Genomic DNA, 25,466 nt, shown 5'->3' on the forward strand with positions numbered 1-25,466 from the left:
ATGGTTATGAGTGTATGATTTAGTCTTTGACTTCAACAAGACCTTCTCCGACGAGCTTGATGGCTTCCGCCAAAAACGGGTCCTCTTCTGGCTCATCAGATGCGTCTTTTTGACCAACCTGCTGGTCTACACTTTGCCACTCTTCCTCCATGACAGACAAGAGCTGCAGGGGTTTGCCCAGCACCGTAGACATAACGCGCTCGATCACGCTCCGAAGCTCTGCCTCCATCGTCTTATCGCAATGGATGGCACTGTTGAAGGTTACGACAACAGCTTCATTGCCGGCAGCTACCGGTTGACCATTGACTAGCCAAGCCTGGTACTGAATCTTGATCTTTTTCAGTTCGGTCAAAATTTGACTCCACTGCCCGCGCACCTGTCTCGTCAAATTCTCATCCATGGCCTTCGCGACTTCCCTGACTCTATTCATCGGGGTTCGTGAACCACCAGAAGCCGCGGCTATGCGCCTTGGCTCGTTCTTACGTGTTTCTTCGGCCTTTTGCTGGCCGGGAATGCTCACCTGACCTTGCATCACTTGAACCAAACGCTCTTCCAAAACGCGGATGCGATTGGACATCGCGGTCAGTTCCTCGCTGTTAACGGGTGAGGCACCCATAGATTCCGTCACATTCGCATTCGCATTAGGCTGGCACATTTTGGCAAGGGTCAGTTCAACCAACACCCTTGCATAGGTCGACCATTTTAATTGCGACAAAGCCTGATTGCAGGTCTCAATCGCTGCGTAAAGCACCGGAAACGAGTACAGCTTTGCAACCTCTGCAAACTGATCATCAATCATGGTCCGCTCAACAATCTCTTCCAACTGCGGCGCTGTCTTCAATAACAGCATATCGCGGTAATAGTAGAGGAAATCGTGCAGGAACTGCTCCGGATCCTTCCCTTGCACCATGACTTTATCAAATTGCTCCATGACCTGTGCAACATCGTTTTCGGCAATATGTCGCGCAAGCACAGAAAAGTAAGATTGGGCAACTGTGCCCGTAATCTGCATAATATCACTAGCACGAACCTCGTCCTTGCTATAGCTAATCGCTTGGTCCAACAAGCTAAGAGCATCACGGGCTCCACCTTCAGCCATCTTCGCTACGAGCTGCAGGGCCTGCTCCTCCACCTGCACCCCTTGTGATTGGCAAATCCTTTGCAAAAGATCGACCATCACTCTCAGTGGAATTCGGTGAAAATCAAAGCGCTGGCAACGAGAGATAATCGTCGCTGGCAGCTTGTGCGGCTCTGTCGTCGCCAAAATAAAAATGACGTGGGACGGCGGCTCTTCGAGGGTTTTTAACAAAGCGTTAAATGCCTCTGTCGTCAGCATATGCACCTCATCGATGATGTACACTTTATACCTGACGTCGCTCGGGGCAAATTTCACTTTGTCGCGAATGTCGCGGATCTCTTCAACACCACGGTTGGATGCCGCGTCGATTTCCAGCACATCCGTTACAGAACCGTTGGAGATGGCTCTACACGTATCGCATTGATTGCATGGTTCGCCATCTATGGGCTGCTCGCAGTTCACTGCTTTCGCCATAATTTTGGCTGCACTTGTTTTTCCCGTACCTCGGGGACCGTTGAATAAATAGGCATGGGACAGCCTATTTTCGCGTAAAGCATTACGCAAGGTTGTCGTAACATGCTCTTGTCCGACTACGTCTTGAAAAGTCTGCGGTCGGTATACGCGGTATAGCGCGGTATAAGCCATGTTCGTGTGACACTCCCCATCTGCACAGTCCTCTTCTATATCCTATTCAGTATACACGATTGCCACCGTTCGTACAAAGTGAACGGACATGTCTCACAGAAAAACGCCCCGTTCACAATTGTGCGGGACGCATTCTACTCCTAATACGGCAGCATGATATGGAAAGTCGTCCCAAACCCTTTGGAGGAGACACGGATTTGACCGCCAATATCGTGAATGATTTTTTGGCAGACAGACAATCCGAGCCCTGTTCCTTCCTCTTTTGTCGTAAAAAACGGATCAAAAATCTTATCAATAATGTAAAGCGGGATGCCCGGACCTGTATCGTGAATATCGATACTCACTTTGTCGCCGTCCTGATCGAAATGATGGGAGATCCGAAGCGACCCATGCTCTCCCATTGCTTCTATTCCATTTTTGCAGATATTAATGAACACTTGCTTCAATAGCTCGGTATCCCCGACAACCATCGGAAGCTTCCCGCGCGAGGCAAACTGGACATCAATTCCGTACAGATTCGCCTGTGACTCGACGATCGGCAATATTTCCTCAAAAACAGTATTTAAGTCGACCATCGAATATTGAATATTACGCGGCTTGCTCAATAATAGGAATTCACTGACTAAAGAATTGATGCGATTGATTTCGGTGAGCATGATTTCGGTGTATGTTTTCTCCCTATCCATGCCGCTGTCAGCGAATAACCTGAGGAACATTTGGAGAAATCCTTTGATTGAGGTAAGCGGATTGCGAATCTCGTGTGCTGTACCAGCAGCAATTTGCCCGATCATCGCCAAGCGTTCATTCCGCTCGAGCTTTTGGGCGAAGGATCGCAGGTTTGTTATGTCTTTGAAAAGAATAAACGCCCCTACTGTTTTTCCTGACTCGTCTTGGAGCGTATTTGCGTCGACAATCAGCTCATAGCGTTGGTTGTCATTGGTCCAGGAAGTCGCGACATTTTGCAGCTTTACGCCTTCCAACAGTTCTTTTTTAATGAACCGATGCGGTTCAGGGATGCCACTAAATACTTGATCGACGTGTTTATTGATGACGTCCAGTCTTTCCATACCCAGCAGCTTGCACGCCGTCTGACTGGCTTCGATAATGATCGATTTCTCGTCGAGGATAAACAAGCCCATGCTTGTATCATAGGTCAGTTTGGTCAGCAATCGTTGCGACAACAGCTGATCGCTTTCTTTTGCGAGTTGGGGAAAATGGATCATGTACAGAAGTTCTTCTGCTTGCTGTGCCATGATCATGACAGAGGTGTTCCTGCATCTCCCCTGTTTATCACACCATTCCAGTTCGACCTCGCCTTTGGTTCCCACTTCTTCTTCCTTTCGCAAATATTCCTCATACAGTTGTTCCATGGAACCTCGCTGAGGAAGAAGAGCGCTGATAGGCTGATTGATAAGTTGATCGCGTGAATATCCGGTTACACGAAGCAGTTGTTCGTTGACCTCCACGATACTACCCGCTTGATTCACCAACAAAACGGCAGTAGGCAGTTGATGCATGAACCGCTGCAATCGACCGGACGAGCCAACGAGATGTAACGAAGAAAGAGCACTCATAGCTTGTCCCTCCTGGCCTATGACGTATTTTGAAAGGAAAGAAACCAAATCCTTTCCGCCTATTATGAAAATTCGTGAAAATGCTCATAAAACCTTCATTCTATCCACTTGAAAAACACGGAAATGTTTCGCTAGTTATCGTCAATTTCCAACAAAAAATAATTGGATCGCAAAATAAAAATAGCATGCTTCCCTTCGGAAACATGCTATCTGTACATACGTGATAAGTACCGTGCACCTATCTTCGATAATCCTTATCCGAGCGTTACTTATGGTAGCAGCTCAGAGCAGGCTACCCTGCGGCACACGCGATGATCCACTTATGGCTGCTTCCTTCCGGATCTGACCAGGTTCATGGGTTCGCGTTGCACAGGACCCGCTCCTCAACACCGCCGCCATAAGGCAGCCTCACATAAGAAAACCTAGGATAGGAATTCAACCCTGCTATTGCGGATTGCAGGTTACAGGGCACCGCAACCTCCCCGTCTAGCACGGTAGAACTAGAATACCAAAGTTAGTAGCCGATAGCAAGGAGTAAACCTATCCAGTGTTAGGAAATCTCTCTATCCTTACTAACTCTTCCCTTGCAATCCGCCGATTGTGTAATCTGAATAGCTCCATCCTCAAAAGCCTTCTTAAAAATCAAAACAATGGAGGGGTCGAACTGAGTTCCTTCGCATCGCAGAATTTCTTCGTATGCCTCTTCTGCTGACATGGCTTTGCGATAGGAACGCGTAGAAGTCATGGCATCAAATGTATCTGCTACGGTCAGAATACGCCCAATCAGTGGAATTTCTTCCCCTTTGAGCTGATCAGGGTAACCCTTTCCATCCCAGCGCTCATGATGATGTCTTACCCCAGGACTGATATGCGATAGATTTTCTATCTGCTCCACAATTTCTCCACTGATGATGGAATGAGTTTTCATGCATTCATACTCGTCAGCCGATAGCTTTCCTGTTTTTAAAAGGACGTGATCAGGAATGGCTACTTTTCCGATATCATGCATTAAGCTAGCATAACGTAAATCATCTCGTGAAACGGCAAGCTGCTCTTGTTGCTGTAAATAATCGTAAATGATAAGGGCATAGTGCGTAACTCGTTCTGTATGTCCTGCTGTATAAGGGTCCTTCATCTCTACGGCTAAATAAAAGCTGCGAACGATTTGATCCAGGCTCTGTTGGGAATACTCCCGCTCTCGGGTAATTAACGCATGCATCTGTTCTGCCATCGTGTTGAACTTATTCTCCAGTAACGTTATTTCTTTCATCCCCTGTATCGGGACGCGTATGGAAAAATCACCTTTCAACAAGGAGTCCGTGGCGGATACCAAGCTATAGATCGGCTCACCTATCCATTTTGATAAACGATGAGCCACATAACAGGCAAATAAAACAACGATAAAAAGGGTGAAACAAAAGATGAGGTTCAATCGTTGTAATCGTTCATTGATCCCCTCTCGCGGCAACCATTCAAAATAAGCACCACCGCTTTTTTCTGATACTTTACGGTATACGTAAATGTCCTTGCCTTGGATGAGCAAGGAAAAGAGTCCATTTTCATTGGATTGTTCCCACTGACTGCGTGCCATTTCATAATGAGGAAGCGCCGAAACATGATTTCCAATCATAGCTTTATCGGTGTGAATCATAATGGTTCGGGAGGGGGAAAGGACCATCATGCCATACTCTTTTGGAACAACATAGGTACGGATCCAGTCAGACAGTTTATCCAGATTGATTTCCACCAATAAAAGTCCCGTAGCTTTTGGATTCGAGCTCTCCAGGCGCTTCTCGAGGAAAAATGATTTTGGGCGCTCTTCTTGCTCCCTTTTGGTAAGAAAATCTACCCTGTTTTCTCCGGTTCCCCATTGCTCTCGTTCCATAAATTGATTATCCGCACTCCAGCTCTTATCTTCGTGTAATGAGAAAACTCTTCCATCCTCACCGAGGAAAACAATATTTCCTACCACGTTTTGGTTGCTGGAGAAACGCTCGAATAGATTTTGGACTTGTTCCTGCGATGTCCATTCTCGCCGAAAGCCATTCTTTTTTCCTTCGTCAAAAGATGGTTCCTCTGTGATACGCATGGCCAGTCTATTCGCCAATTCATCGGTATCCTTTTGGATAGACTGAAAAAGGGACAGAAGCCGTTCATCGACGAGCCCTATATTCGCATCCATGTTCGTCTTGTATAGTTCAAACACTGCCTCTTTGGACTGATCATAAAAAAGGAAGCAAACAAGAATAGTTGGTCCTAGAATCAACAATAAAAATGTAGAAAATAATCGATCCCTCCACTTCTGGTACACAAGCCTCCCCCTTTTATCTAAGCTGTTCACCAAGCCAATAGCTACACCATTTATAGTGGGTACGATTATATAGTGTCATTTCACTATTTCCCGCTGGGATCAAACATAAACCTTTGTTCGAATCAAAAATGGAATATTCTTCATCCATAGACAAACGGACGCTGTCGTAATATCCTAGCTAAGAATTATTATCGTATGTGAGGAGATGCATCAGATGAGATACATCCTCCTGGTTTTTCTCGGAGCATGTAGTTATGGCATACTATCAACCATCGTAAAGCTTGCCTACAAACAAGGCTATTCGCCCGCAGAAGTAATTGGTGGGCAAATGTTTTTGGGTTTTGTGCTGACCTGGATACCCGCTCTTTTCTTCCTCCGGACCAAGCCTCCCCTTCGCCCGTTGCTATTATTGGTCACCGTAGGTCTGTCTGTCGGTTCCACGGGAATTATGTACTACAATGCCCTGCAATATATCCCAGCCTCGATCGCCATCGTCCTTTTGTTTCAATTCACATGGATGGGCGTATTGGTTGAAGCTGTGATGACTCGCCGAATGCCTGGGAAGGAGACGATTTTTTCCCTCCTATTGCTGCTGACAGGGACCTTTCTTGCAGGAGGAATTTTTGAGAGCGGCGGATTGGCCCAATTTCATATCCTCGGTGTCGTCTTCGGTCTTCTCTCAGCCGTTTCTTTTACGTTGTTTATTTTGTTCAGCGGAAAAATCGCCATTGCGATTAATCCGTGGATTCGTAGTTCCAGCATGGCAACTGGCTCTTTTCTGTTGGCCAGCCTGATTTACCCGCCCGTTTTTCTATTCAACGGAGCATTGTTGGACGGGTTGTTTCCATACGTATTTTTGCTCGCCTTCTTCGGCATTTTGATTCCGACCGTTTTTTTCAATTATGGTATGCCTCACATAGGGCCGGGGATGGGAGCTATATTAGGAGCAGCTGAGCTACCTATGGCTGTGATCTCCTCCTATGTCATTCTGAATGAATCTGTCTCTATACTCCAAGTGAGCGGTGTCGTGATCATTTTACTTGGAATCATCTTGCCGGAATGGCTGCGCCAGCGAAACATTCGAAGAAACAAGGCTACTTCATAAGCGTTGTCCAAAGCCCATCCATTGTGCCACTGCCGCACATACGGACGGGTTTTTTTATGATAAAAAGCAAAAAAACCTCTGCTCCACGCAGAGGGTTCGTTATGATTACATTTAGATTACTCTTGCCGATCACGATCGATCATCAGGGGCTGTGGTGCAGCTGCCATGCTTTTTTGTTTTCTCCAAACGGTAAAGCCATAATAAGCAGCAGCAATAAGAACCAGTGCGCCTAAGACAGAGAAAATCACAGCTCGATTATTCAACAAGGCCACATAAGAAGTAAGCATCTCCACTTTATTTCCCATGAAATGACCGAGCAAAAACAAGATCAACGTCCATACAAAGCCGGTTGTGTACGAAAACAGGGCGTACCGTGGAAACGTCATTTTCCCGATCCCGACCAAGTAAGGAACCACATGCCTGACGACAGGAAAGAAATAGCTGATACATAGAGCGTAGCTTCCGTAACGATCGAGCAGCGACTGCGCTTGATCTACGTACTTGTTCATTCCTTTTTTACGACTAATCCAATTCAGTGCAGGTGCACCTAGCCATCTCCCGAGCACATATCCCAATGACAGCCCTGACACGACACCCAAATAGGTCGCAATAAATGCAGGAAAAACATGCAGAAGTCCCATCGAGGTCAGCACTCCTGCAGACAGCACGATCACCTCGTCAGGTATCGGCATACCAACAATCCCTAGCCATAACATAAAGAAAAGAGCAAAATAACCAAACTGACCCACAGACTCGGACAGCATATCGACAATCATTTAGAAATCCTCCTAGCCGACACCCTTGCTATCATCCTTCCGGCAAATGTAGACAAAGGCAGGTGGCAGATTCAATGGAACCATCTTCACCGATACTTGCTCAAATACAGAGGAAAGCTGCTTTTTCATTTGCAGCGAATATTGAAAGGCGACAAATACTCCGCCAGGTTTTAGTGCATGATATACCTGATCCATAATTTGATCACGCAGCTCTTGTGGGAAGTTGGCAAATGGCAGTCCTGACAAAATACAGTCGGCTTTGCCCAATCCCGCGTCCGAAAGAACCCGATTCAAATCTACCGCATCTTCGTGGAATCGTACATCGGGAAATAGTGGTTCCAACCTTTTGCGCATCTTGGTCTCCTTTTCAAAAGATACCAGTACGGCTTCCGGCTTTTTCTTTTGCCCGATCCACTTCGTAAAAATCCCCGTTCCTGCTCCTAATTCTACAATTGTATGTGCTTTCTCCCAGTCGATGGGCGCAACCATTTGTTTACAAAGCGCACGGGAGCTAGGAGTAATACTGCCTACTTGGCCAGGTGACTGCAAAAAATTATAGAAGAACATCAGCCGATCCTTCATGCTGGATGGATGATGACAATCGATCATCATGTCAATATGCTCCCTTCTCAGTTCTTGCTTATCCATTTATCATATCCAAAAAACATTACGAATTATCTACCAAAAACGAAAGATTTTCTTACTACTATAACAGTAAACGAATGGAAATAAAAATTCCTCCGTCTATAGTCGGATCAAATAATCAAGCTCATGATGGTTTTTCGAACGATTTCCATACGTTACAATGACAGTAGATCAAGTTTTACATCTAATCAAGGAGGACTTATTTATGGATTATAAAGGTGTAAAAGTCATAACGCACGCTAGCACATTTTTTGCACCGATCCTTGTTCCCATTCTTGTCTGGCTGCTCGTACAAAATCGTGACGCCAAAAATATGGCGCTGCAAGCTTTGTTTTTCCACATCATTATGACGGTGCTCATCGCTATTTCATGGTTCTTCACTTTCTTGTTGATTGGGATTCCGTTCCTGATTGTGTTTGGACTGATGGCGATTTACTACCCGATCAAAGGTATCATTTATTCCTTAAATGGACGCCCGTTTTCCTACCCATTCGTCGGTGGGATTGGCAGATAATCTCGATACACAACAAAGACCAGCTATCCTTTAGTAGGAAGCTGGTCTTTTTGTTAAGGAGCCTAATTCCAAACGAGATTAGGAGCCTACTGTGAAGCGCTCATTGCGATGCTTCGGATTTTCGATTTCATCGAGCATGGCTACAGCATAATCGGCATAGCTCACATAGCTTTGTCCGCTAGCGTTCACCAACAGATGGTCTTTCCCGAGTCGATACGCGCCTGTTCTCTCCCCTGCTGAGTCAAAAAAGGCAGATGGACTGATATACGTCCATTGAATGCCGTTTGACTCTTCCAATACACGCAAATACTCTCCATGCTTTTGCGCAGTTGCCAAGTAAGCTTTAGGGAAATCAGGAGTTTCTACGAGGCGCAGTGTTTTGGCTTCGTCTACAAACAGACTGCCTGCACCACCTACGACGAGCAAACGTGTAGAAGGAGCACCCTTCAATGCTTCAATCAAAGCCTTCCCTGATTCTACGTGCAGATGTTCTTGACCTGCTGGTGCTCCAAAAGCATTCACGACTACGTCAAAGCCGTTCAAATCTGCCGCTGTCAGGTCAAACACATCTTTCTGAATCACAGCTACGTCGGCTTGCTCGATTTTAGATGCATCACGCACAATCGCTGTCACTTGATGACCACGATCCAACGCCTCTTTCATAATCACCTTACCTGCTTTACCGCTTGCTGCTACAATTGCAATTTTCATGATGATATTCCTCCATTTTATATGTTATAGATGTAACCGAATTAGTTACAACTCTTTCAAAAAGAATAGGCATTTACTGCATCGCCCTGTTGTAATCATTTTAGTTACAACGAAACAAAATGTCAACCCTCGATTTTTCATCGCATAAAAAAAGCACCCGGGTATTCAAACACACCAGGTGCTAGCTGTTACTTCTTTTTCGTCGGACCATTCCAAGTAATGAACCCACCTTGCAGATGAGCCATCTGTGGAATGCCTTGTTTCTTTAAAATTTTTGCTGCCTGCTTACTACGCATCCCGCTCCGGCAGTATAGCAATATATCGTTTTTGCTAGAAATTTCTTTTGCACGATGGTCGAGCTGAGACAAAGGGATGTTCACCGCTGATGGAATGTGACCCGCTTTATATTCATGCGGCTCGCGTACGTCGATGAGCAACACCCTGCTTTTTTGGTTGACTCGTTCCTTGAACTGATCTGACTTCAGATTTTCTAATCCTTTCACAGGAAGGAAGCGAGAGACCAAATACCAAATGATGATCGCGTAGGCTAACAGCAAAAGAATCGTAGTGAAACTCATAGGAAGCTCCTCTCCAAAATCGGTTTAACGGCTCTTGACCAAAAGCTCTACGGCTTCTTTCACCAGCTTGCTCGTGTCTCCTCCAGCAGCCTGCTCTTCTAACAAACAGCGTTGCAGGTTTTCCGCTACAATCTGGGCAATAGCCTTATCTGAAGCGTTCCGAACGGCGGAGAGCTGCGCTACTACGTCTTTGCAATTTTTCTGCTCGTCCATCATTTTCAGCACACCGCGGACTTGTCCTTCGATTCGTTTTAAACGTCTTTTGATATCGTCACTGTAGTTGTAATCCATATGAATTCCTCCTGTTTCACGACAAGGCATACGTATCAATCTTGGAACTACCTTACATACAGGTATCTTATGCGAAATCCAGGTAATGTCAAGCAAGTTGCCTACGCGTGTTTAAATGAACAGGTTTACTTTTGCCTGTGTCGCATCCCCCAAATAAGCGGCTACACCTGCATACTCCATTCCGTCGAGCAATTCCTCCTGTTTGAGACCGAGCAAGTCCATCGTCATCGTACAAGCGACCAGCTTCACTCCCTGCTCTTGAGCCAGCTCGATGAGTTGTGGAAGCGTCAGGGCATTGTGCTTTTTCATGACATGCTTGATCATCTCTGGCCCCATGCCCATCATGTTCATTTTAGACAGTCCGAGCTTCTTGGCGCCTCTTGGCATCATCCAACCAAACGCTTTTTCAAGCCAACCCTTTTCTACTTTCACGATCTCGTCCTTGCGCATGGTATTCAGTCCCCAGAAGGTGAAGAAAATCGTGACATCATGATCATAGGCCGCAGCTCCATTCGCAATAATAAAGGCTGCAATCGCTTTATCCAAGTCACCGCTGAACAACACAATCGTCGTTTTTTCTTTTTGTTTTTCCATTAGTAAGAACACCCCTTCTTTATACTTATACTTGTATGGGTATAAAAACAAGCGAAAGAAGCTTTCGCAACGAAAAGCATCTTTCCTTATAGAATGTCACTCCAAATCTTGATAGCCGTCCCACAGATCAGCACAATCAGGCCATAACGCAAATATTTCACATCACTCTTGGCGCTGACCATACTGCCCACCGGTGCACCCAAAACACTACCGATGACCGTATACAAAACGGGCAAGAGCGGAATTTGCCCACCCGACAGCTTCCCGATCACACCACCTATTGCGGAGATGAATACAATAGCCAAAGATGAGGCAATCGTCACGCGCGTAGGTATTTTCAAGACGGTCAGCATGATCGGAATGAGGATGAACGCTCCCCCTGCACCAACAATCCCGGATACAATTCCTACTGAAAACGCAGCACCAGCAGCAATGAAGCGGTTATATGCGACCTCCCCTGCTGCCGCTTCTGTCCCCCTATTTTTCACGAGCATCAAGATCACGGCAATGATCGCCAGTATCCCGTACACCACATTGATGCTTTCATTCGACAAGTATTGGGAGAGAGCAGCACCGATCAAGCTACCCGCCAAGATGCTTACCCCCATATCTCTGACGAGTCCTTTATGAATCAGGGGCGAGTTTTTCCCGTTCCTTTTGCGGAAAGCCAGTACGCCAGACATCGACGCGAAAAATACTTGAAACATCGATATCACCGAAACCTCTTGGGCGGAAAACTGTGCCACACCTAGTGCCGGTGGTATAAACAAGAGCATCGGATAGCTGATGATCGCTCCGCCAATCCCGAGCAATCCAGAAAAAAAGGAGCCGACAAAACCAAGAGAGACCATGAGCAGTAGCAGTAAAACGTCCATATATCCTCCTCGCATTCCTACCTAACACATCGGAATGCTCAACCCTCTTTTCAAATGAACCATCTTCAAGTAAAATTAATCCCGAGTAAATAACTGTGAATAAGGTGATTTAAATGGTCCGCTTTTTCAAATCCATTTTTCAACATCGGTGCCCCACCTGCCAAGAACCTTTGCGCTCACACAAAAATGACTTGTTCAATGAAAAGCAATGCCCTAATGGCCATTACAAAGAAGAAATCTATACGCACCTTGGCGTACGTATCGTTTATGAAAATCAGGAGTAAGCGAGCACTACAAAAATGGTCAAAAGTGCTCGCTTCTGTCTCCCTACAGCTTTTTCACTAAAAATTTGTACACACCGTTCTCAACCTCATGGGAAATCAGCTCATTCCCTGTTTGTTTGACCCAAGCAGTGAAGTCGTTCAGAGAGCCTTTGTCCGTCGAGAGTACTTCCATGGTTTGACCGGATTGCATTCCGTCCATTGCTTTTTTTGCTTTGACGATCGGCATCGGGCAAGCCAGACCTTTTGTATCTACCACAATATCCGCCATGTTTTTATTCCTCCTGAAATCTAATCGTTATTTATCGTGAATGGCGCAGCGATTTGGCCCTACTTCCATCTCTTGTTGTTCCTCTTCGCTCGGTTTTAATTTCCCCATATTCACTTGACGAATCTCTTGATACGCATTCGGCTGCGGCGGCAAATGATGCGTAACGATATGCCGGAATTCACTTTCATCCGCAATCGTTAGCCCTGGATTGTTGCGATACAAATCACCCAAACGAGCAGATACAACACCCATTGGTCCAAGCTCGGTGTAGCTGCCAAAATGAGCAGGCAACACGACTAAATGCTCAGGAAGCTCTCTATATCGATTATACAAGGTGTTGTGCAGGTCTCCTACCCAATCTTCTGCTTTCCCAGCCAAATCCGGGCGTCCGATCGAAGCTACGAACAGACTGTCTCCCGTGAGAAAATACGTATCATCAACAATCAGTGACGTGCTCCCGATGGTATGTCCGGGGGAATAGATCGGCAGGATCGCAATTTTGGTGGCACCCACTTGGATTTGTTGCTCTTCCTCTAGCTTACGATAGGAATACGTAACTTCTTCCGCATCTTTTTCAGGAAGCCAATACGATGCATCGAGCCGATCCGCCAGCTTCTTTCCACCGGAAATATGGTCGGCATGCAGATGAGTATCGATGGTGTGCTTGATCGTCCACTGATGCTTTGCTGCGAATGCTTCGTACACATCCGTCATTCGCAATGTATCGACGATAGCCGCTTCCCCTCCTGATACGATCATGTAAGACAAGCAGCCTTTTCCAATGCGGACAAACTGATAAATCTCACCGCCATCACGGAGGTCTCCCACCTTCACTGGCTCCAGATGCTCACTCCACGCCTTCATTCCTCCTTGCAGGTAAGAAACATCCGTAATGCCCGCTTCTGCTAGCATCTCTGCGACAAAAATGGACGAGCCCTCTTTTGCACAGACGACCAACACCTTCTGTTTCACAGGGATTTTCTCAAGAACAGCCTCCACCCCGTCCAGCAAATCAAAGTAAGGGATGTTCACGCTCACGACACGATGTCCTTCGATTTGCCAATTCTCATAATCGCTCGTGTTGCGAACATCGAGAATAAACAATTCCTCCTGCGCAAAGAGAAGCTGCGTTAGCTCGTGTGCTGTCATTGCCTTCACATTTGTTTGTTGTTCCATCATCTTTATCTCCCCCTTATTGTTTTTCTGCCGGGACATTCCAGCCAGACATACCCGGTACTACATTGGTGATTTTGGTAAAACCTTTTTCGGCAAGCAACTGACAAGCCATGTCGCTGCGTTTGCCGGATCGGCAGATGATATAGATGTCGTCTTCGGGCTGTAGCTCATCCAAGCGCTGCTCCAATACTCCAAGGGGTATCGAAATGGCTATAGGAATGCGGTGAAAAGCGTATTCTGCCGGCTCCCGCACATCAATTAGTGTCAGCTTTTCGTTGGCTTCCAGCTTTTTTTGTAGTTCTTCATTAGAAATGGTCCGCAAGAAGTTCGTCTCCTCCTTCACCTCATGGGTACTCGCTTTTCGTAGGAAATGCTTTAATACCTCCCCCTCCTGAATCGTGCCCAGAAATTCATGCCCGGTATTGTTTGCCCAGCTTTTCAAATCGGCCATTGAGCCTTTATCAGTCGCTTGTACTTCCATCACTTGACCCGGTAACATCTCTTCCATCGCTTTTTTTGTGCGTACGACAGGCATTGGACATGCCAAGCCTTTGCAATCTAACGTTTTATCAGCGGTAAAATTCGATTGTACAGACATGTTGTCTACCTCCTACGTTTTGGTTGAAAATGTGATCGATCAATTTTATACGCATACCCCTATGGGTATTATAATATGTTCCTAGTTTTTCTTTGTCAATAGGCGAGATGTTACCGACCCACTCTTTCATACGTATTTCCTTAGAGATGAACTTGTACCAACATGGAGGCGCCCAATGAAACTAGCTGATCGGATGAAGGAGAAGAACACGAAGACAACGGAGCTGTCAATTTGGGGACCGTACTTACGGGAAGAATGGGAGAAGCATTTTGCGAGCCATCTGACCGAAGAAGATAAAGAGAGGATTTTTCTCAAAAATAAAGACGGCTACCAGGGGTATCTGTGGCATTTATTCAGCAATAAACTGAGGAATTGTCTTGAACGCGAGGAAGCGGATAAAGCTTTTCAGCAAGTTGCCCATGAGTCGTACTATGTGTTTTACCAGCTTTCCAACGAAGTGTTGATCTTCGAAAATGCCGCGAAGTTTTCTGTCGCGGACTTGGAAAAGGAATACGATGTGTACGTCGTGGATAAGGACTTTACATGGACGTATGTGAAGACCCATGAAACCCAATGGTGTGGTCCTTATTTTTGTAGGAAATAGGATGGGGAAAACAAAGAGAGGAAGCATTCGGATACCTTTAGGGGTATGCCGCTATGCTTCCTTTTTTGATTGATGGGTTGATTATCGCTCTTGGAGATACTGCAAACTGTTTTCCATGATCTCTTTGAAAGGGGGAGCAACAATTTCTTTCCCCCATAATCCTACCCACAGGTCTGTATTTGGGTTATCAACAGCTATGTAAACCAATTGCTTTGGATCATCACTGGGTGCATAGCCGATAAACGAATACGTATATTTTCCTTCGATGAAGTTTCCTTGCTGGTCGCGTTTCCCCACTATTCCTGTGCGCCCAGCGACTGCATGTTCTTTTATGGAAAAGGCTGTATCTAAGCCAGGTTTGTTTGTTTTTTACTAACGCTTCTAAAACTTCTCGAACCTGTTTGGCTGTTTCTTCTGATATAACTCGACGACCTTTGTCAATGTGATTCCTTTCCTCCTTCGTGACATGGGGTTTCATCAACTCACCACCGTTGGCAATGGCCCCGACAGCAGCACTTGTTGAATTGCAGAGGCAGAGTTCTCAGGTGTGCGCTCTTTGGAAGTGAGGAGTCGGAGGACGTTTTCGGGGAACCAATCCATCATTTTTTGCTTTCGCCTATAATCAATCGCTGCATGGCGCGCGATGGTCAGAAGCCATGTCTTGGGCTGTGCTCTGCCTTCATAGCTTGATAAGGCTCTGAGCGCCTTCATAAAGACTTCCTGGACTAAATCCTCGACATCTCTACGTCCGGTAAAATACGCGAGGTAATTGTAAATATCATGGCCGTATTGCTGGTACCATCGCTCTATTCGATCATCGGAATCCATGCGTACGCTCCTTTTTATGGGTTTGTACCTTATTAGACGCAAAAATGAGATTTGCTTACAGTTTTTGTGATATAAAAAAATGAAGCATACTTCTGCCTCACTGGCAAAAATATGCTTCATTCTCTTCGATCCGAAAATCTAAGCGGAGAGAGTGGGATTCGAACCCACGCACGCCTCACGACGCCTAACGCATTTCGAGTGCGTCCCCTTATGACCACTTGGGTATCTCTCCATATTTGGTTTGTCAGAAACATTACTTACTATAGCAAAATACAGTCAAAAATGCAAGACTCATTCCTTTGCATTCCCCTTGATTTGCGCGGCTCATTAGGCCAAACTAATAACAGCACACACAATTGATATCCGATCAGAAGAAAAGCGAGGAACATATATGAAACGTGAACGTTTGGACAAGGTGCTGGCCAATATGGCAATCGGCACGCGCAAGGAAGTGAAAGCATTAGTGAAACAGCGACTGATCGTCGTGGATGGCGTTGTCGCAACAGACCCGGGGATGCATGTCATTGCCGAGGAACAGGAAATCCTTGTGGATGGAGAACCGCTTAACTTTAAGCGCTGGGTATACGTTTTGCTGAACAAGCCACCGGGCGTAGTTTCTGCTACTGAGGACAATGTCCATGAAACCGTAGTGGACTTGCTCCCGTACGAGTGGGCTATCAAAGTCCATCCAGTAGGCCGACTGGATATTGATACAGAGGGTCTCTTGCTCTTGACCAATGACGGTCACCTCTCCCATAGCCTCTTGTCCCCGAAAAAGAAAGTGGACAAGGAGTACTTTGCCCGCATCGATGGCCGGGTCACTGAGCACCATGTACAGCAGTTTGCCAAAGGCGTGGAATTGGAGGACTTTACGACACTGCCAGCCAAGCTGGAGATTATCTCTTCGGGAGAAACATCAGAGATTCGTGTCACCATCATGGAAGGAAAATTCCATCAGGTAAAGCGGATGTTCGCTGCTTTCGACCTGCATGTCACCTATCTGCAACGAATTCGTATGGGCCCGCTTCACCTTGACCCGTCACTTGCCCCTGGTGAGTATCGCGAACTGACCGAAGAAGAACTGAACATGCTGCAAAACGTAAACAAATAAAAACCGCCTGCATGCAGACGGTTTGTCCAGACAGCCCGGTCATTCCTGTACCGGCTGTCTTTTTTTTCGCAATCCACGAAAGAAGTCCTTGAGCATCTGCCCGCATTCCTCTGCAAGAACACCCTCTATGACTGGCACCTGATGATTGAAGCGCGGTTCCGCGAGCAGGTTCATTAATGTACCGGCACAGCCCGCCTTCGGATCGCGAGCACCATACACGACCTGTTCGATACGGCTTTGAACGATTGCACCCGCACACATCGGACACGGCTCCAACGTCACGTACAGCGTACACCCGATCAAGCGCCATCCACCCAAGCGTTCACTTGCCTCCCGTATCGCGATCAATTCCGCGTGCAAGGTAGGGTCTTTTTGTGTTTCCCGCAAGTTGTAGCCGCGACCTACGATTTCCCCGTCGCGCACGATGACCGCACCGATCGGAACCTCGCCAATCGCAGCAGCTTTCTGGGCCTCTTCCATGGCTTGTTTCATATAATAATCATGTTCATTTGCTTGTATCACGGTTCCCTAAAGCTCCTTCAAAAACAGTCTTTCGTCCCGAACAAACGGACCATTTTACCCAAAAAAGTTGATTCAAGAAGTTTTTGTCCCTACCCGTTCACATACTATCTGCGAGATTACATACATTAATGATGTAAGGAAGAAGTATGCAAATCATTGTTAGCCTCTTTCTGGAGGGATGTGAGTGGGCTTAACCTCTGCAAATACGTTATTTGATCGCTTTCACAGTCCGACTAGAGGTCTACTGGCAAAAGAAGAAGTGTTTTCCCACATCGAACATACCATCTCATCAATAGGTGGTCCATTTGAAATTATTGTGGGAGCCGACTCTCAATTAAAAAGCCGCGGGACTTTTTTTGCACTTGTGATCACAGTGATTCGTCCCGGCCATGGGGGCACCTTCTTTTATCACAAATTTCAGGAACGTCGGTACTCATCCTTGCAACAGCGTATATTTCAGGAAGCGATGTACGCAGTCGGACTTGCCACAGAAGTACGCCAATATTTGCGGGATCACCACTTAGATACTCCCATCCGCCTGCATTTTGATATCGGTACGAATGGCCCTACCCGTAAGTTTATCCAGTCTTTGTTGAGCTTAGCAGAAACCAATCACTTTCGTGCCGAGATCAAACCGAACTCCTTCTGTGCATCTACGATTGCTGACAAGTTCACCAAGTAACAAACAGGCGGATTGCTAATGAGGCGTCCGCTTGGCTTTGTTTTGCCCTTATCCTGTTGGTTCAAACAATTCGGGACAGGCTTCTTCTTCTCCTGCACACCGTGTTTTTCACGTAAACAGGGTGATTGACAATGTACGAGACGTGAGCTATTATAAGCTTTAATTGAAGCGTTTTCACAAGGCGTGTTACTGGTAATGCAGGCATGAGCCGAGAAGATCTTTTTCTTGTTAAAAAGGTTTTTTCGGCTCTTTTTTCTGATTAACGCCATGGTTCATCGGCGTTTTTCATTAAATTGGATGTGACCGCTTGCGGTAAGCAAAAACGGTCATGGACTGTTTTTGTCTATCAAAAGGTGGTGGAATGGATTGTCCCGTGAAAAAGAAAAAACATACGCAATTACGCGTGTGTTGAACCATAACGTCGTACTCGTGGAAGAACCCGGATCGGGACAAGAAGTTGTCCTATTCGGAAAAGGAATCGGATTTGGCGCAAAACCCGGGAATACCGTCCCCGCCCAAGACTCGCGTGTGGAAAAGCGCTTCAGGCTCGAAAATGAGAACCATCAGAAGCAGTATCAGAACATCTTGAGCCAAGTAGATCCTGCTGTCGTAGGAATTGCGGAAGAAATTATCGCACTCATTGCGAGTGAGATTACGCCAGAATTGAACGAACACGTCCACGTTGCCTTGCCTGACCATATCCAGTTTGCGATCTATCGGCTCAATAACGGCATGGAGATCGTGAATCCATTCTTGTTCGAAATCCAGACGCTGTACACGAAGGAGTACGCGCTGGCGAACCGGGCAGCGGATATGATCAAGAACGCATTCGACCTGGACATTCCAGATAGTGAAATCGGATTTCTGGCCTTGCACATTCACTCCGCGATCAGCTACGTCCCAGTAAAAAAGGCTGTCCAATTCACCAACATCATCACGGAGTTGGTAAGCCTGATTGAAGAGCGAACAGGTATTACGATTGAACGCAGTACCATTGATTACGTTCGTCTCATTACGCATTTGCGCTTTGCCGTTGAGCGCATTCGTCAACAAAAATTCATCAAGAACCCGCTTCTGGACCGAGTCAAAACCACCATGCCAGAAGCCTATCAATTGGCAACAGAGCTGGCTGAATACATCTCCACCCGTCTTGAGATTGCTGTACCAGAAGACGAGGTTGGTTACATGGCTCTGCACCTTTATCGCTTATTACAACAAAATTAAATCATAATCCTGCGTGTTACTAGCTCGACTAGGCATGAGCGGTGAGATCATACGGACATAGTAAGTATGTCGTCGTATGAATTCAACCGTCTCATGCCTTTTTTGGTTCAGACGCAAAAGGAGGATACTATGCTACGCAGTCTTTTTTCCCGGAAAAAACAACAAGAGGTAACCTTTCTTGCACCATTAACAGGTACCGTACTCCCCCTGTCCGAAGTCCCTGATCCTGTATTCGCAGGTAAAGTCGTTGGTGATGGTGTAGCGATTTTGCCAAGTGCAGATACGCTCGTCTCCCCTGTCGATGGAAAGGTAACGCATCTTTTCCCTACTCACCATGCGATCGGGCTGTCGACTGAAAGTGGTCTTGAGATATTAATGCATATTGGAATTGATACCGTGAAATTAAGCGGGAAAGGCTTTACCCCATTTGTCTCGGTAGGCGATCAAGTGAAAGCTGGCGACAAGCTCATCCAATTCGACAAGAGTGTACTGGAAGATGCGGGTTGTCCGATCGTAACACCGATCGTTATTACGAACGGTGATCGGGTTGCTGAAAAAAATGTGGTGGCAAAAGCAACTGTGCAAGCAGGTCAAGAGCCACTTATGACTGTCGTCTTAAAATAAAGCAAAGCGCATGGTTGAAGGAGGTACAACATGGTTCAATTTGAAGTTACCGTTAATGTAGAGGGTGGGCTCCACGCGAGACCGGCAGCTCTACTCGTGAATTGTTCGTCGCAATCTCAGTCAAAGATTACGCTGAGCAAAGGGACAAAACACGCAGATGGCAAAAGCATTCTCGGCATCATGACGTTGGGTGTCTCCCAAGGCGACACCCTGACCGTTCAGATAGACGGCGCCGATGAACAAAACGTAGCCACTGCGATTCAGCAGCTATTGGAGCAATGCTCGTAAACCACACCGTGTAAACGAAGGACAGGAAGGTGAAGGATGTATGTTAACAGGAATCCCGGTTTCCGCTGGCATTTCGATTGCCCCTGTTTTACGCCTCACACACGAAACAGCCATCACGCAGGCAGAGTCCACCACTCCAGTGGATGCTACTCAGGAGCTAGGACTATTTAGCAAAAGCGTAGAGCAAGCACGCGAACAACTGGAAAAGCTAAAGGAACAGACAGAGGAACAATTAGGCTCGGAGAAAGCGGCCATCCTCTCTGCTCATATCGCCTTTTTGGATGACCCGGCATTTGTCGGGGAGATGAGTGCGCTCATCGAAAATCAACAACTGGCGGCATCTGCCGCCGTCTCGCAAGTAGCCGATCAGTTCATTGCTCTCTTTGAGAGTATGGACGATGCCTACATGAAAGAGCGTGCGGATGATATTCGTGATGTGAGCCGCCGTCTGATTCGAAATATTTCCGGTGGTGACACCGTCATCTCCTACCCGGAAGAGCCTTTTATCTTGGTTGCTTGGGACGTCACCCCATCCGAGACGCTTCAGCTTCCACTCCAGCATGTACGGGGAATTGTCACGGCAAAAGGCGGCGCTACCTCTCATGCAGCCATATTGGCACGTTCTCTCGGTATTCCCGCTGTCATGGGTGCAGGTGATACCTTAATGGAAAAAGTAGACTCCGGAAGTTTGCTGATCATCGACGGAACCTCTGGACAGCTGATTGTTGCGCCTGATGCGGATACACTAGCTGCCTATCAGGAAAAAGCCGCGCAGGAAGAAAAGGAACGCCAATTGTACGAAGCCATTAAGGAACTACCTGCCGAAACAACCGATGGCCACCGCGTTCACCTGATGGCAAACATGGCAGTGCCAGAAGAATCGGATGCACTGATCGCATCTGGTGTGGAAGGAATCGGGTTGTTCCGCTCCGAGTTTTTGTTCATGGATCGCAGCACCCTTCCCGATGAGGCCGAACAATTCGCAGCATACAAACACGTAGCCGCTACTTTTGGCGACAAGCCGGTCATCATTCGCACCTTGGATGTTGGCGGCGACAAGCATTTGCCGGCACTCGCGCTTCCACAGGAGGAAAACCCGTTCCTTGGCTTCCGCGCCATGCGGATCTCATTGGCCAGACCGGAATTGTTCCTCGTGCAATTACGTGCTCTCTTGCGTGCTAGTGCATTCGGCCGCCTGCTGATCATGTTCCCGATGATTTCCCATCTGGAGCAGCTGCGTGAAGCCAAACGATTGCTGGAGCAAGCAAAAGCAGAGCTGCGGGCAGAAGGGATCGCTTTTGACGAGAAGATCGCAGTAGGCATGATGATGGAGATTCCGGGTGCTTGCCTTCAAGCAGATGTGTTTGCAAAAGAGGTAGACTTTTTCAGCATCGGCACGAATGATCTCGTTCAATATACGCTGGCTGTAGACCGTATGAATGCCAATATCGCCGAGCTGTACAGCTACTACCATCCAGCCGTATTACGATTGATTTCCCAAGTCATTCAAGCTTCCCATCGGGCTGGCATTTGGACCGGGCTGTGTGGGGAAATGGCGGGAGATCCGTTGGCAACCAAGCTCCTGCTCGGATTGGGACTCGATGAGTTCAGCGGTGCCGCTTCGGTCATGCCAAAAGTCAAAGAACGTATCCGCTCCACCAGCGTAGAGGAAGCGAAGCAACTGGCCGAGCATGTCCTTACGCTATCTACTGTAGACGAGGTTGTTCAATATCTGAAAGACAAAGCCTTATAAAAGGTTTTGTCGCCTGAGTAGTGTAAGCGCTTCCAAAATATCGATCAGAATGGTCTCTCTCCGGCTTATTCCTTGTGCCCTCATCATTTTGCCATTCATCCGGAGAGCGCCTTCCCTGATAAATTCATCCCATTCCAAGGAGGTTTTATCCTATGCTCGCTTTTCTGCAAAAGATTGGAAGAGCCCTCATGCTCCCAGTCGCAACGTTGCCAGCCGCAGCGATTTTGCAAAGCTTTGGTCTTCTCAAATTCGAGAAGGACCTCAATCTCGGCGCCTTTGGTGCATTCATGGACTCGTACATCGCTCCGCTTTTGGCTGCCGGCGGTTCGGCCATTTTTGACAACCTGGCCTTAATCTTTGCAGTCGGTGTTGCCATTGGCTTGGCGGGAGATGCTGTTGCTGCTTTGGCTGCTGTCATCGCCTACGTCGTATTAACGAAAGTACTTGCAGCTGTTCCTGCTGCCTTGCCTTTCATCGCGGACGATTTGAAACTGAACATGGGTGTCATCGGCGGTATTATGGCGGGTGGTATTGCAGCGTTTTTCTACAACCGCTACCATTCGATCAAGCTGCCAGAATGGCTAGGCTTCTTCGGTGGAAAACGATTCGTCCCGATCATCACTTCTCTTTCCATGGTTGTCATCGGTTTGATTTTCGGGATCATCTGGGGGCCCATCCAGATTGCCCTTGACTCATTGGGCTCTTGGATCGTAGGTCTCGGCGCAACAGGTTCTTTCTTGTTCGGATTCTTCAACCGATTGCTTGTTCCATTTGGTCTGCACCACGTACTCAATGCGATTGCCTGGTTCCAAATCGGTGACTTTACCGATGCGACAGGAAAAGTGGTACACGGCGACTTGCATCGTTTCTTTGCGGGAGACCCATCAGCAGGAATGTTTATGACTGGTTTCTATCCAATCATGATGTTCGCACTTCCTGGAGCAGCTTTCGCTATTATTCACTCAGCGCGTCCTGAAAAGCGCAAAGTAGTTGCTTCTATGTTTATCGGTGCAGCTCTCGCTTCGTTCCTGACCGGGATTACCGAGGTAGTTGAATTTGCGTTCATGTTCGCTGCTCCACTCCTGTATTTTGTCCACGCGATATTGACGGGTGTTTCCGGGTATATCGTAACCTCTCTGGGTATCAAGCACGGCTTTGGTTTCTCAGCGGGTCTGATCGACTACGGTATCAACTATCATCTCTCTACGAATGCTTGGATGATCATCCCGATTGGTCTGGCTTTCGCCGTGGTCTACTACGTCCTGTTCCGTTTCTTGATCGTGAAGCTGAACCTCAAGACACCAGGTCGTGAAGATGACGAAGAAATGACAGTTACAACAACCGGAAGGAACAATTCCATGCAGGATAAAGCGATCCAAGTGCTCACTCACATAGGTGGAAAAGAAAACGTCGTTAGCGTAGACGCTTGCATCACTCGTTTGCGTCTCGTCTTGAAGGATGACAAAAAGGTCAACGACAAAGCCTTGAAAGACCTCGGGGCAGCGGGTGTTATGCGACTGGGTCAAGGAAGCGTGCAAGTCGTCTTCGGAACCCATTCGGAGCTGCTAAAAGAAGAGATCAGCAAGCTATAAAATACAACGAATGCCCGGTCACGGTGAAGTCCGTACCGGGCTTTTTTCTGTTTCCTGAATGGGTAACGGACGCGACCCGGCATCATTCCCACCATGTATCGTACTATATGGGCATCGCGCGTTGTTTTCCAACTCCTTTTCAAATAGTACCAAGCGCTCGAGAAATCCCTCGCAAGCCGGCATACTCTGTGGCGCCATCATTTCAATTTCGTAAGCGACGGTTTTTCTCCATATTTCCAGCTGCCTTCTATTTGCCTCCCAAGCGTTCAAGCCACTCCACCCCTTTTGCTGAATCAGCAAACCATCCTGATAAAGAGATCAAGCATGTTACAACGTAGCTTTTTAGCCAACACTGGCAAATGATTAGCCTTGAAGTCATATTCTCCTTTCTCGTACTTCAAGTATGTCGAAGCATTTCGAAACCCAAGTGCTTCCGCCATTTCTTGCAAGGTCAGCTTGCACTCATTACGTCGTTGCGCGATAAACGGGAGGTTGAGTCTTTCCACCAGTATCCCCTCCTGATTTGCAAAAATGGCAAATATTTATAGTTACATCATATCCTTTCAATTTTAGCAAAGTCAATACAGATTTTGTCATATTAGCAATCTTGTTTTTTCCGTTTTGGAAAATTGTTAGAATGGAATTGCCAAAACGATAAAGGTGGTCTCACGATGTCCATAGTTGGTCAACGCATAAAATGGCTACGCGAACAAAAACAATGGTCACAACTTCAATTAGCTGAAAAGCTGGGCATACATAATACGGTACTTTCGCGGATCGAGTCAGGCGAAAAGAAGGGCGTCGATTTTCATCTGATTTCCAAAGTCGCAGATTTATTTGAAGTATCCACCGATTTTCTCCACGGGCGCACGGAGGAACCATCTTGGCAACGCGGTTCTGTCCGGGAAACACCCGCGACCTTCTTAGATGTCGATGGCCTGTCAGAGCACGAGCTGGTTGAGGTCAAGCGCCATATTGAATTTTTAAAGTGGAAGGCTTTGCAAGAAAAGAACGAAGACCCTTCGTAAAGATGAACAGATAACAGAAAAACCCCTGTCCCCAGGGGTTTTCATCATGGCAAGCGTCAGGCGTAGTCTCCTGATGCTTTTTTATATAGGCTGTGTTATTCTTCGCTGTCGATAGCCATTTCGTCTGCATTCAACTCGATCCAGCTCTGCGACCAGGTCTCAATTCCTTTGAGCACTGGAGTCAGAGCTTTCCCCATCTCCGTTAAGGAATACTCTACGCGGACAGGAGCAGAATCAGTAAACACCTGCCGATGCACGAGTCCTTCCTTCTCCAAATCCTTCAAACGCTCAGAAAGTAGCCTTCCGCTAACTGGTAGGGCCCCTTCCAATGCACAAAATCGCTGTGGTCCCGACAACAACTGGTATAGGATTAGACCTGTCCATCGCTTTCCCAACAACTGCATACCTTTTTCGAACTTCGGACAGAGGGTAGACTCTTTCATAGGTATCACCTCATTCTCCTTTCAGTATACCGCTCTTTGTTCAATCCATCAAAACCAATGATGCCAACCAACCTTGAAAATTGCACTTGCCAACTGTTGGGATTTTATTGAATGACTTGACTTAGCAAATTATTATTGTATACTTACTAACGAAAAGTAACTTTGTTACGCATTTAAATTTTCGGAGGGATTCATACATGTCTAATCGTTTTGAATGGAGCGCACTTATTCTACGTGTGATTGCTGGTCTTACTTTTGCCATTCACGGAGTGGCTAAATTCCAAATGGGGCTGGAGAATGTCGCTGGTTTCTTCGGGACCATGGGACTCCCTGCATTCATTGCTTATCTCGTAGCCTTCTTGGAGACAGTAGGTGGTATTGCCTTGATTCTCGGTCTGGGTACTCGCGTATTCGCAGGTGCGTTGTCTGTTGTTATGCTTGGTGCGATCTTTACGGCCAAGCTCGCTGCTGGCTTCCTGGGCGGTGAAGGTGGAGCTGGTTATGAATTGGATCTGGCCTTGCTCGCGATGTTGGTTGCTCTTGGTATCAGCGGCAGCTCCAAGTTCGCGCTGGACACTATTCTGTTTGGCAAAAGTTCGGTTGAGTAATTCCATCGTTAAACGTATAAAAGCCAGTCTGAAGTGAACTGCACCCCAATTGTTAGACACATCTAACAGTTGGAGGTGCAGTTTTTTGTCTAAGTTTACTGCAAATGATAAATTATCAGCAGTTCTTCGCTATTTG

31 protein-coding genes, 1 tRNA gene, 1 other RNA gene and 1 pseudogene are annotated in these 25,466 nt (G+C 46.9%); 12 read left to right on the forward strand and 22 right to left on the reverse strand.

Annotated elements, in window-relative coordinates; genetic code table 11:
• Positions 1-19 precede the first annotated feature (19 nt).
• From dnaX to ACQ5DJ_RS20030, 4 genes are all read right to left on the reverse strand, one after another.
• Positions 20-1,723: a DNA polymerase III subunit gamma/tau gene (gene dnaX / locus ACQ5DJ_RS20015; RefSeq protein ID WP_429843981.1), complete on the reverse strand. Its 1,704-nt coding sequence runs from the start codon at positions 1,721-1,723 to the stop codon at positions 20-22.
• Positions 1,724-1,863: 140 nt separating this feature from the next.
• Positions 1,864-3,297, reverse strand: coding sequence for a PAS domain-containing sensor histidine kinase (locus ACQ5DJ_RS20020; RefSeq protein ID WP_429843982.1), 1,434 nt, complete (start codon positions 3,295-3,297; stop codon positions 1,864-1,866).
• Positions 3,298-3,527: 230 nt separating this feature from the next.
• An RNA gene (gene ffs, locus ACQ5DJ_RS20025) (signal recognition particle sRNA large type) lies at positions 3,528-3,792 on the reverse strand.
• A 55-nt stretch (positions 3,793-3,847) separates the two neighbouring features.
• Positions 3,848-5,608 carry an HD domain-containing phosphohydrolase gene (locus ACQ5DJ_RS20030; protein WP_429843983.1) on the reverse strand — a complete coding sequence of 587 codons (1,761 nt, stop codon included), beginning with the start codon at positions 5,606-5,608 and terminating at the stop codon, positions 3,848-3,850.
• A gap of 214 nt (positions 5,609-5,822) precedes the next feature.
• On the opposite strand from ACQ5DJ_RS20030, the gene ACQ5DJ_RS20035 reads away from it, so the two are divergent.
• A complete protein-coding gene (locus tag ACQ5DJ_RS20035; protein ID WP_429843984.1) occupies positions 5,823-6,713 on the forward strand; it encodes an EamA family transporter in 891 nt (296 codons plus the stop codon).
• A gap of 116 nt (positions 6,714-6,829) precedes the next feature.
• Here ACQ5DJ_RS20035 and ACQ5DJ_RS20040 read toward each other — a convergent pair whose 3' ends face one another.
• Both ACQ5DJ_RS20040 and ACQ5DJ_RS20045 read right to left on the reverse strand, forming a co-directional pair.
• Positions 6,830-7,489, reverse strand: coding sequence for a DedA family protein (locus ACQ5DJ_RS20040; RefSeq protein ID WP_429843985.1), 660 nt, complete (start codon positions 7,487-7,489; stop codon positions 6,830-6,832).
• Between the two features lie 12 nt (positions 7,490-7,501).
• Entirely contained in the window at positions 7,502-8,101 is a 600-nt protein-coding gene (locus tag ACQ5DJ_RS20045; protein ID WP_429843986.1) for a class I SAM-dependent methyltransferase, read from the reverse strand.
• Between the two features lie 238 nt (positions 8,102-8,339).
• Here ACQ5DJ_RS20045 and ACQ5DJ_RS20050 point away from each other — a divergent pair, with 238 nt between their 5' ends.
• A complete protein-coding gene (locus ACQ5DJ_RS20050; protein ID WP_069852527.1) occupies positions 8,340-8,648 on the forward strand; it encodes a DUF4870 domain-containing protein in 309 nt (102 codons plus the stop codon).
• Positions 8,649-8,726: 78 nt separating this feature from the next.
• Here ACQ5DJ_RS20050 and ACQ5DJ_RS20055 read toward each other — a convergent pair whose 3' ends face one another.
• The 8 genes from ACQ5DJ_RS20055 to ACQ5DJ_RS20090 form a co-directional block, all read right to left on the reverse strand.
• Complete coding sequence (locus tag ACQ5DJ_RS20055) at positions 8,727-9,359, reverse strand: NAD(P)-dependent oxidoreductase (RefSeq protein ID WP_429843987.1); 633 nt, start codon at positions 9,357-9,359, stop codon at positions 8,727-8,729.
• 188 nt (positions 9,360-9,547) lie between these two features.
• Positions 9,548-9,937 carry a rhodanese-like domain-containing protein gene (locus tag ACQ5DJ_RS20060; protein WP_429843988.1) on the reverse strand — a complete coding sequence of 130 codons (390 nt, stop codon included), beginning with the start codon at positions 9,935-9,937 and terminating at the stop codon, positions 9,548-9,550.
• 24 nt (positions 9,938-9,961) lie between these two features.
• Positions 9,962-10,228: a metal-sensitive transcriptional regulator gene (locus tag ACQ5DJ_RS20065; RefSeq protein ID WP_012683835.1), complete on the reverse strand. Its 267-nt coding sequence runs from the start codon at positions 10,226-10,228 to the stop codon at positions 9,962-9,964.
• 111 nt (positions 10,229-10,339) lie between these two features.
• The gene (locus ACQ5DJ_RS20070; RefSeq protein ID WP_007719857.1) at positions 10,340-10,822 is read right to left on the reverse strand and encodes a DsrE/DsrF/DrsH-like family protein; all 483 of its coding nucleotides are present in this window, start codon (positions 10,820-10,822) and stop codon (positions 10,340-10,342) included.
• Positions 10,823-10,908: 86 nt separating this feature from the next.
• Complete coding sequence (locus ACQ5DJ_RS20075) at positions 10,909-11,697, reverse strand: sulfite exporter TauE/SafE family protein (RefSeq protein ID WP_429843989.1); 789 nt, start codon at positions 11,695-11,697, stop codon at positions 10,909-10,911.
• Positions 11,698-12,024: 327 nt separating this feature from the next.
• Complete coding sequence (locus tag ACQ5DJ_RS20080; RefSeq protein WP_429843990.1) at positions 12,025-12,249, reverse strand: sulfurtransferase TusA family protein; 225 nt, start codon at positions 12,247-12,249, stop codon at positions 12,025-12,027.
• Positions 12,250-12,276: 27 nt separating this feature from the next.
• Positions 12,277-13,428 (reverse strand): MBL fold metallo-hydrolase, encoded by a 1,152-nt coding sequence (locus tag ACQ5DJ_RS20085; RefSeq protein WP_429843991.1) that lies wholly within the window; start codon positions 13,426-13,428, stop codon positions 12,277-12,279.
• Between the two features lie 13 nt (positions 13,429-13,441).
• Positions 13,442-14,023 carry a sulfurtransferase TusA family protein gene (locus ACQ5DJ_RS20090; RefSeq protein ID WP_429843992.1) on the reverse strand — a complete coding sequence of 194 codons (582 nt, stop codon included), beginning with the start codon at positions 14,021-14,023 and terminating at the stop codon, positions 13,442-13,444.
• A gap of 175 nt (positions 14,024-14,198) precedes the next feature.
• On the opposite strand from ACQ5DJ_RS20090, the gene ACQ5DJ_RS20095 reads away from it, so the two are divergent.
• Positions 14,199-14,627: a DUF4275 family protein gene (locus ACQ5DJ_RS20095; protein WP_429843993.1), complete on the forward strand. Its 429-nt coding sequence runs from the start codon at positions 14,199-14,201 to the stop codon at positions 14,625-14,627.
• A gap of 81 nt (positions 14,628-14,708) precedes the next feature.
• On the opposite strand, the pseudogene ACQ5DJ_RS20100 reads toward ACQ5DJ_RS20095, so the two are convergent.
• The 4 genes and pseudogenes from ACQ5DJ_RS20100 to ACQ5DJ_RS20115 all read right to left on the reverse strand — a co-directional run.
• Positions 14,709-14,963, reverse strand: a pseudogene (locus ACQ5DJ_RS20100) (penicillin-binding transpeptidase domain-containing protein); the annotation flags it as partial.
• Positions 14,848-15,105 carry a hypothetical protein gene (locus tag ACQ5DJ_RS20105; protein WP_429843994.1) on the reverse strand — a complete coding sequence of 86 codons (258 nt, stop codon included), beginning with the start codon at positions 15,103-15,105 and terminating at the stop codon, positions 14,848-14,850. The pseudogene ACQ5DJ_RS20100 and the gene ACQ5DJ_RS20105, both read right to left, overlap by 116 nt.
• On the reverse strand, positions 15,105-15,455 hold the full coding sequence (locus tag ACQ5DJ_RS20110; RefSeq protein ID WP_429843995.1) for an RNA polymerase sigma factor: 351 nt from the start codon (positions 15,453-15,455) through the stop codon (positions 15,105-15,107). The genes ACQ5DJ_RS20105 and ACQ5DJ_RS20110 overlap by 1 nt, the downstream gene beginning before the upstream one ends.
• 143 nt (positions 15,456-15,598) lie before the next feature.
• Positions 15,599-15,687, reverse strand: a tRNA-Ser gene (locus tag ACQ5DJ_RS20115).
• Positions 15,688-15,846: 159 nt separating this feature from the next.
• On the opposite strand from ACQ5DJ_RS20115, the gene ACQ5DJ_RS20120 reads away from it, so the two are divergent.
• Positions 15,847-16,566 carry a pseudouridine synthase gene (locus ACQ5DJ_RS20120; RefSeq protein WP_429843996.1) on the forward strand — a complete coding sequence of 240 codons (720 nt, stop codon included), beginning with the start codon at positions 15,847-15,849 and terminating at the stop codon, positions 16,564-16,566.
• 39 nt (positions 16,567-16,605) lie between these two features.
• Here the strand turns inward: ACQ5DJ_RS20120 and tadA are convergent, their stop codons facing one another.
• Positions 16,606-17,088 carry a tRNA adenosine(34) deaminase TadA gene (gene tadA / locus ACQ5DJ_RS20125; RefSeq protein WP_047074393.1) on the reverse strand — a complete coding sequence of 161 codons (483 nt, stop codon included), beginning with the start codon at positions 17,086-17,088 and terminating at the stop codon, positions 16,606-16,608.
• A 184-nt stretch (positions 17,089-17,272) separates the two neighbouring features.
• Here tadA and ACQ5DJ_RS20130 point away from each other — a divergent pair, with 184 nt between their 5' ends.
• From ACQ5DJ_RS20130 to nagE, 6 genes are all read left to right on the forward strand, one after another.
• Complete coding sequence (locus ACQ5DJ_RS20130) at positions 17,273-17,770, forward strand: ribonuclease H-like YkuK family protein (protein ID WP_429843997.1); 498 nt, start codon at positions 17,273-17,275, stop codon at positions 17,768-17,770.
• A 366-nt stretch (positions 17,771-18,136) separates the two neighbouring features.
• On the forward strand, positions 18,137-18,994 hold the full coding sequence (gene glcT / locus ACQ5DJ_RS20135; RefSeq protein WP_429843998.1) for a glucose PTS transporter transcription antiterminator GlcT: 858 nt from the start codon (positions 18,137-18,139) through the stop codon (positions 18,992-18,994).
• 129 nt (positions 18,995-19,123) lie between these two features.
• Entirely contained in the window at positions 19,124-19,618 is a 495-nt protein-coding gene (locus tag ACQ5DJ_RS20140) for a PTS sugar transporter subunit IIA (protein ID WP_429843999.1), read from the forward strand.
• Positions 19,619-19,648: 30 nt separating this feature from the next.
• The gene (locus ACQ5DJ_RS20145) at positions 19,649-19,906 is read left to right on the forward strand and encodes an HPr family phosphocarrier protein (RefSeq protein ID WP_429844000.1); all 258 of its coding nucleotides are present in this window, start codon (positions 19,649-19,651) and stop codon (positions 19,904-19,906) included.
• A 40-nt stretch (positions 19,907-19,946) separates the two neighbouring features.
• Positions 19,947-21,659, forward strand: a complete 1,713-nt coding sequence (ptsP, locus tag ACQ5DJ_RS20150; RefSeq protein ID WP_429844001.1) for a phosphoenolpyruvate--protein phosphotransferase — start codon at positions 19,947-19,949, stop codon at positions 21,657-21,659.
• A 152-nt stretch (positions 21,660-21,811) separates the two neighbouring features.
• Complete coding sequence (gene nagE / locus ACQ5DJ_RS20155) at positions 21,812-23,251, forward strand: N-acetylglucosamine-specific PTS transporter subunit IIBC (RefSeq protein WP_429844002.1); 1,440 nt, start codon at positions 21,812-21,814, stop codon at positions 23,249-23,251.
• 18 nt (positions 23,252-23,269) lie between these two features.
• Here the strand turns inward: nagE and ACQ5DJ_RS20160 are convergent, their stop codons facing one another.
• Positions 23,270-23,521, reverse strand: coding sequence for a hypothetical protein (locus tag ACQ5DJ_RS20160; protein WP_144618349.1), 252 nt, complete (start codon positions 23,519-23,521; stop codon positions 23,270-23,272).
• Between the two features lie 23 nt (positions 23,522-23,544).
• Positions 23,545-23,757 carry a helix-turn-helix domain-containing protein gene (locus ACQ5DJ_RS20165; RefSeq protein ID WP_017246886.1) on the reverse strand — a complete coding sequence of 71 codons (213 nt, stop codon included), beginning with the start codon at positions 23,755-23,757 and terminating at the stop codon, positions 23,545-23,547.
• Positions 23,758-23,922: 165 nt separating this feature from the next.
• On the opposite strand from ACQ5DJ_RS20165, the gene ACQ5DJ_RS20170 reads away from it, so the two are divergent.
• Positions 23,923-24,279 carry a helix-turn-helix domain-containing protein gene (locus tag ACQ5DJ_RS20170; protein WP_429844003.1) on the forward strand — a complete coding sequence of 119 codons (357 nt, stop codon included), beginning with the start codon at positions 23,923-23,925 and terminating at the stop codon, positions 24,277-24,279.
• A gap of 95 nt (positions 24,280-24,374) precedes the next feature.
• Here the strand turns inward: ACQ5DJ_RS20170 and ACQ5DJ_RS20175 are convergent, their stop codons facing one another.
• Complete coding sequence (locus ACQ5DJ_RS20175) at positions 24,375-24,722, reverse strand: winged helix-turn-helix transcriptional regulator (RefSeq protein ID WP_429844004.1); 348 nt, start codon at positions 24,720-24,722, stop codon at positions 24,375-24,377.
• Positions 24,723-24,919: 197 nt separating this feature from the next.
• Between ACQ5DJ_RS20175 and ACQ5DJ_RS20180 the strand changes: the two genes are divergently transcribed.
• Entirely contained in the window at positions 24,920-25,330 is a 411-nt protein-coding gene (locus ACQ5DJ_RS20180; protein WP_429844005.1) for a DoxX family protein, read from the forward strand.
• Positions 25,331-25,466 lie beyond the last annotated feature (136 nt).

The organism is Brevibacillus sp. FIR094, assembly GCF_050477165.1.
Classification (GTDB): Bacteria; Bacillota; Bacilli; order Brevibacillales; family Brevibacillaceae; genus Brevibacillus.

What these genes read in the sequence shown, in the direction of transcription:
- nagE (WP_429844002.1), top strand. Translation starts at nt 21,812, where the DNA reads ATGCTCGCTTTTCTGCAAAAGATTGGAAGAGCCCTCATGCTCCCAGTC.
- ACQ5DJ_RS20085 (WP_429843991.1), bottom strand. Translation starts at nt 13,428, where the DNA reads ATGATGGAACAACAAACAAATGTGAAGGCAATGACAGCACACGAGCTA.
- ACQ5DJ_RS20095 (WP_429843993.1), top strand. Translation starts at nt 14,199, where the DNA reads ATGAAACTAGCTGATCGGATGAAGGAGAAGAACACGAAGACAACGGAG.
- ACQ5DJ_RS20055 (WP_429843987.1), bottom strand. Translation starts at nt 9,359, where the DNA reads ATGAAAATTGCAATTGTAGCAGCAAGCGGTAAAGCAGGTAAGGTGATT.
- ACQ5DJ_RS20145 (WP_429844000.1), top strand. Translation starts at nt 19,649, where the DNA reads ATGGTTCAATTTGAAGTTACCGTTAATGTAGAGGGTGGGCTCCACGCG.
- ACQ5DJ_RS20170 (WP_429844003.1), top strand. Translation starts at nt 23,923, where the DNA reads ATGTCCATAGTTGGTCAACGCATAAAATGGCTACGCGAACAAAAACAA.
- ACQ5DJ_RS20045 (WP_429843986.1), bottom strand. Translation starts at nt 8,101, where the DNA reads ATGATGATCGATTGTCATCATCCATCCAGCATGAAGGATCGGCTGATG.
- dnaX (WP_429843981.1), bottom strand. Translation starts at nt 1,723, where the DNA reads ATGGCTTATACCGCGCTATACCGCGTATACCGACCGCAGACTTTTCAA.
- ACQ5DJ_RS20075 (WP_429843989.1), bottom strand. Translation starts at nt 11,697, where the DNA reads ATGGACGTTTTACTGCTACTGCTCATGGTCTCTCTTGGTTTTGTCGGC.
- ACQ5DJ_RS20080 (WP_429843990.1), bottom strand. Translation starts at nt 12,249, where the DNA reads ATGGCGGATATTGTGGTAGATACAAAAGGTCTGGCTTGCCCGATGCCG.
- ACQ5DJ_RS20040 (WP_429843985.1), bottom strand. Translation starts at nt 7,489, where the DNA reads ATGATTGTCGATATGCTGTCCGAGTCTGTGGGTCAGTTTGGTTATTTT.
- ACQ5DJ_RS20065 (WP_012683835.1), bottom strand. Translation starts at nt 10,228, where the DNA reads ATGGATTACAACTACAGTGACGATATCAAAAGACGTTTAAAACGAATC.
- ACQ5DJ_RS20070 (WP_007719857.1), bottom strand. Translation starts at nt 10,822, where the DNA reads ATGGAAAAACAAAAAGAAAAAACGACGATTGTGTTGTTCAGCGGTGAC.
- ACQ5DJ_RS20035 (WP_429843984.1), top strand. Translation starts at nt 5,823, where the DNA reads ATGAGATACATCCTCCTGGTTTTTCTCGGAGCATGTAGTTATGGCATA.
- ACQ5DJ_RS20020 (WP_429843982.1), bottom strand. Translation starts at nt 3,297, where the DNA reads ATGAGTGCTCTTTCTTCGTTACATCTCGTTGGCTCGTCCGGTCGATTG.
- ACQ5DJ_RS20175 (WP_429844004.1), bottom strand. Translation starts at nt 24,722, where the DNA reads ATGAAAGAGTCTACCCTCTGTCCGAAGTTCGAAAAAGGTATGCAGTTG.
- ACQ5DJ_RS20090 (WP_429843992.1), bottom strand. Translation starts at nt 14,023, where the DNA reads ATGTCTGTACAATCGAATTTTACCGCTGATAAAACGTTAGATTGCAAA.
- ACQ5DJ_RS20120 (WP_429843996.1), top strand. Translation starts at nt 15,847, where the DNA reads ATGAAACGTGAACGTTTGGACAAGGTGCTGGCCAATATGGCAATCGGC.
- ACQ5DJ_RS20050 (WP_069852527.1), top strand. Translation starts at nt 8,340, where the DNA reads ATGGATTATAAAGGTGTAAAAGTCATAACGCACGCTAGCACATTTTTT.
- ptsP (WP_429844001.1), top strand. Translation starts at nt 19,947, where the DNA reads ATGTTAACAGGAATCCCGGTTTCCGCTGGCATTTCGATTGCCCCTGTT.
- ACQ5DJ_RS20060 (WP_429843988.1), bottom strand. Translation starts at nt 9,937, where the DNA reads ATGAGTTTCACTACGATTCTTTTGCTGTTAGCCTACGCGATCATCATT.
- ACQ5DJ_RS20140 (WP_429843999.1), top strand. Translation starts at nt 19,124, where the DNA reads ATGCTACGCAGTCTTTTTTCCCGGAAAAAACAACAAGAGGTAACCTTT.
- ACQ5DJ_RS20180 (WP_429844005.1), top strand. Translation starts at nt 24,920, where the DNA reads ATGTCTAATCGTTTTGAATGGAGCGCACTTATTCTACGTGTGATTGCT.
- ACQ5DJ_RS20105 (WP_429843994.1), bottom strand. Translation starts at nt 15,105, where the DNA reads ATGAAACCCCATGTCACGAAGGAGGAAAGGAATCACATTGACAAAGGT.
- ACQ5DJ_RS20110 (WP_429843995.1), bottom strand. Translation starts at nt 15,455, where the DNA reads ATGGATTCCGATGATCGAATAGAGCGATGGTACCAGCAATACGGCCAT.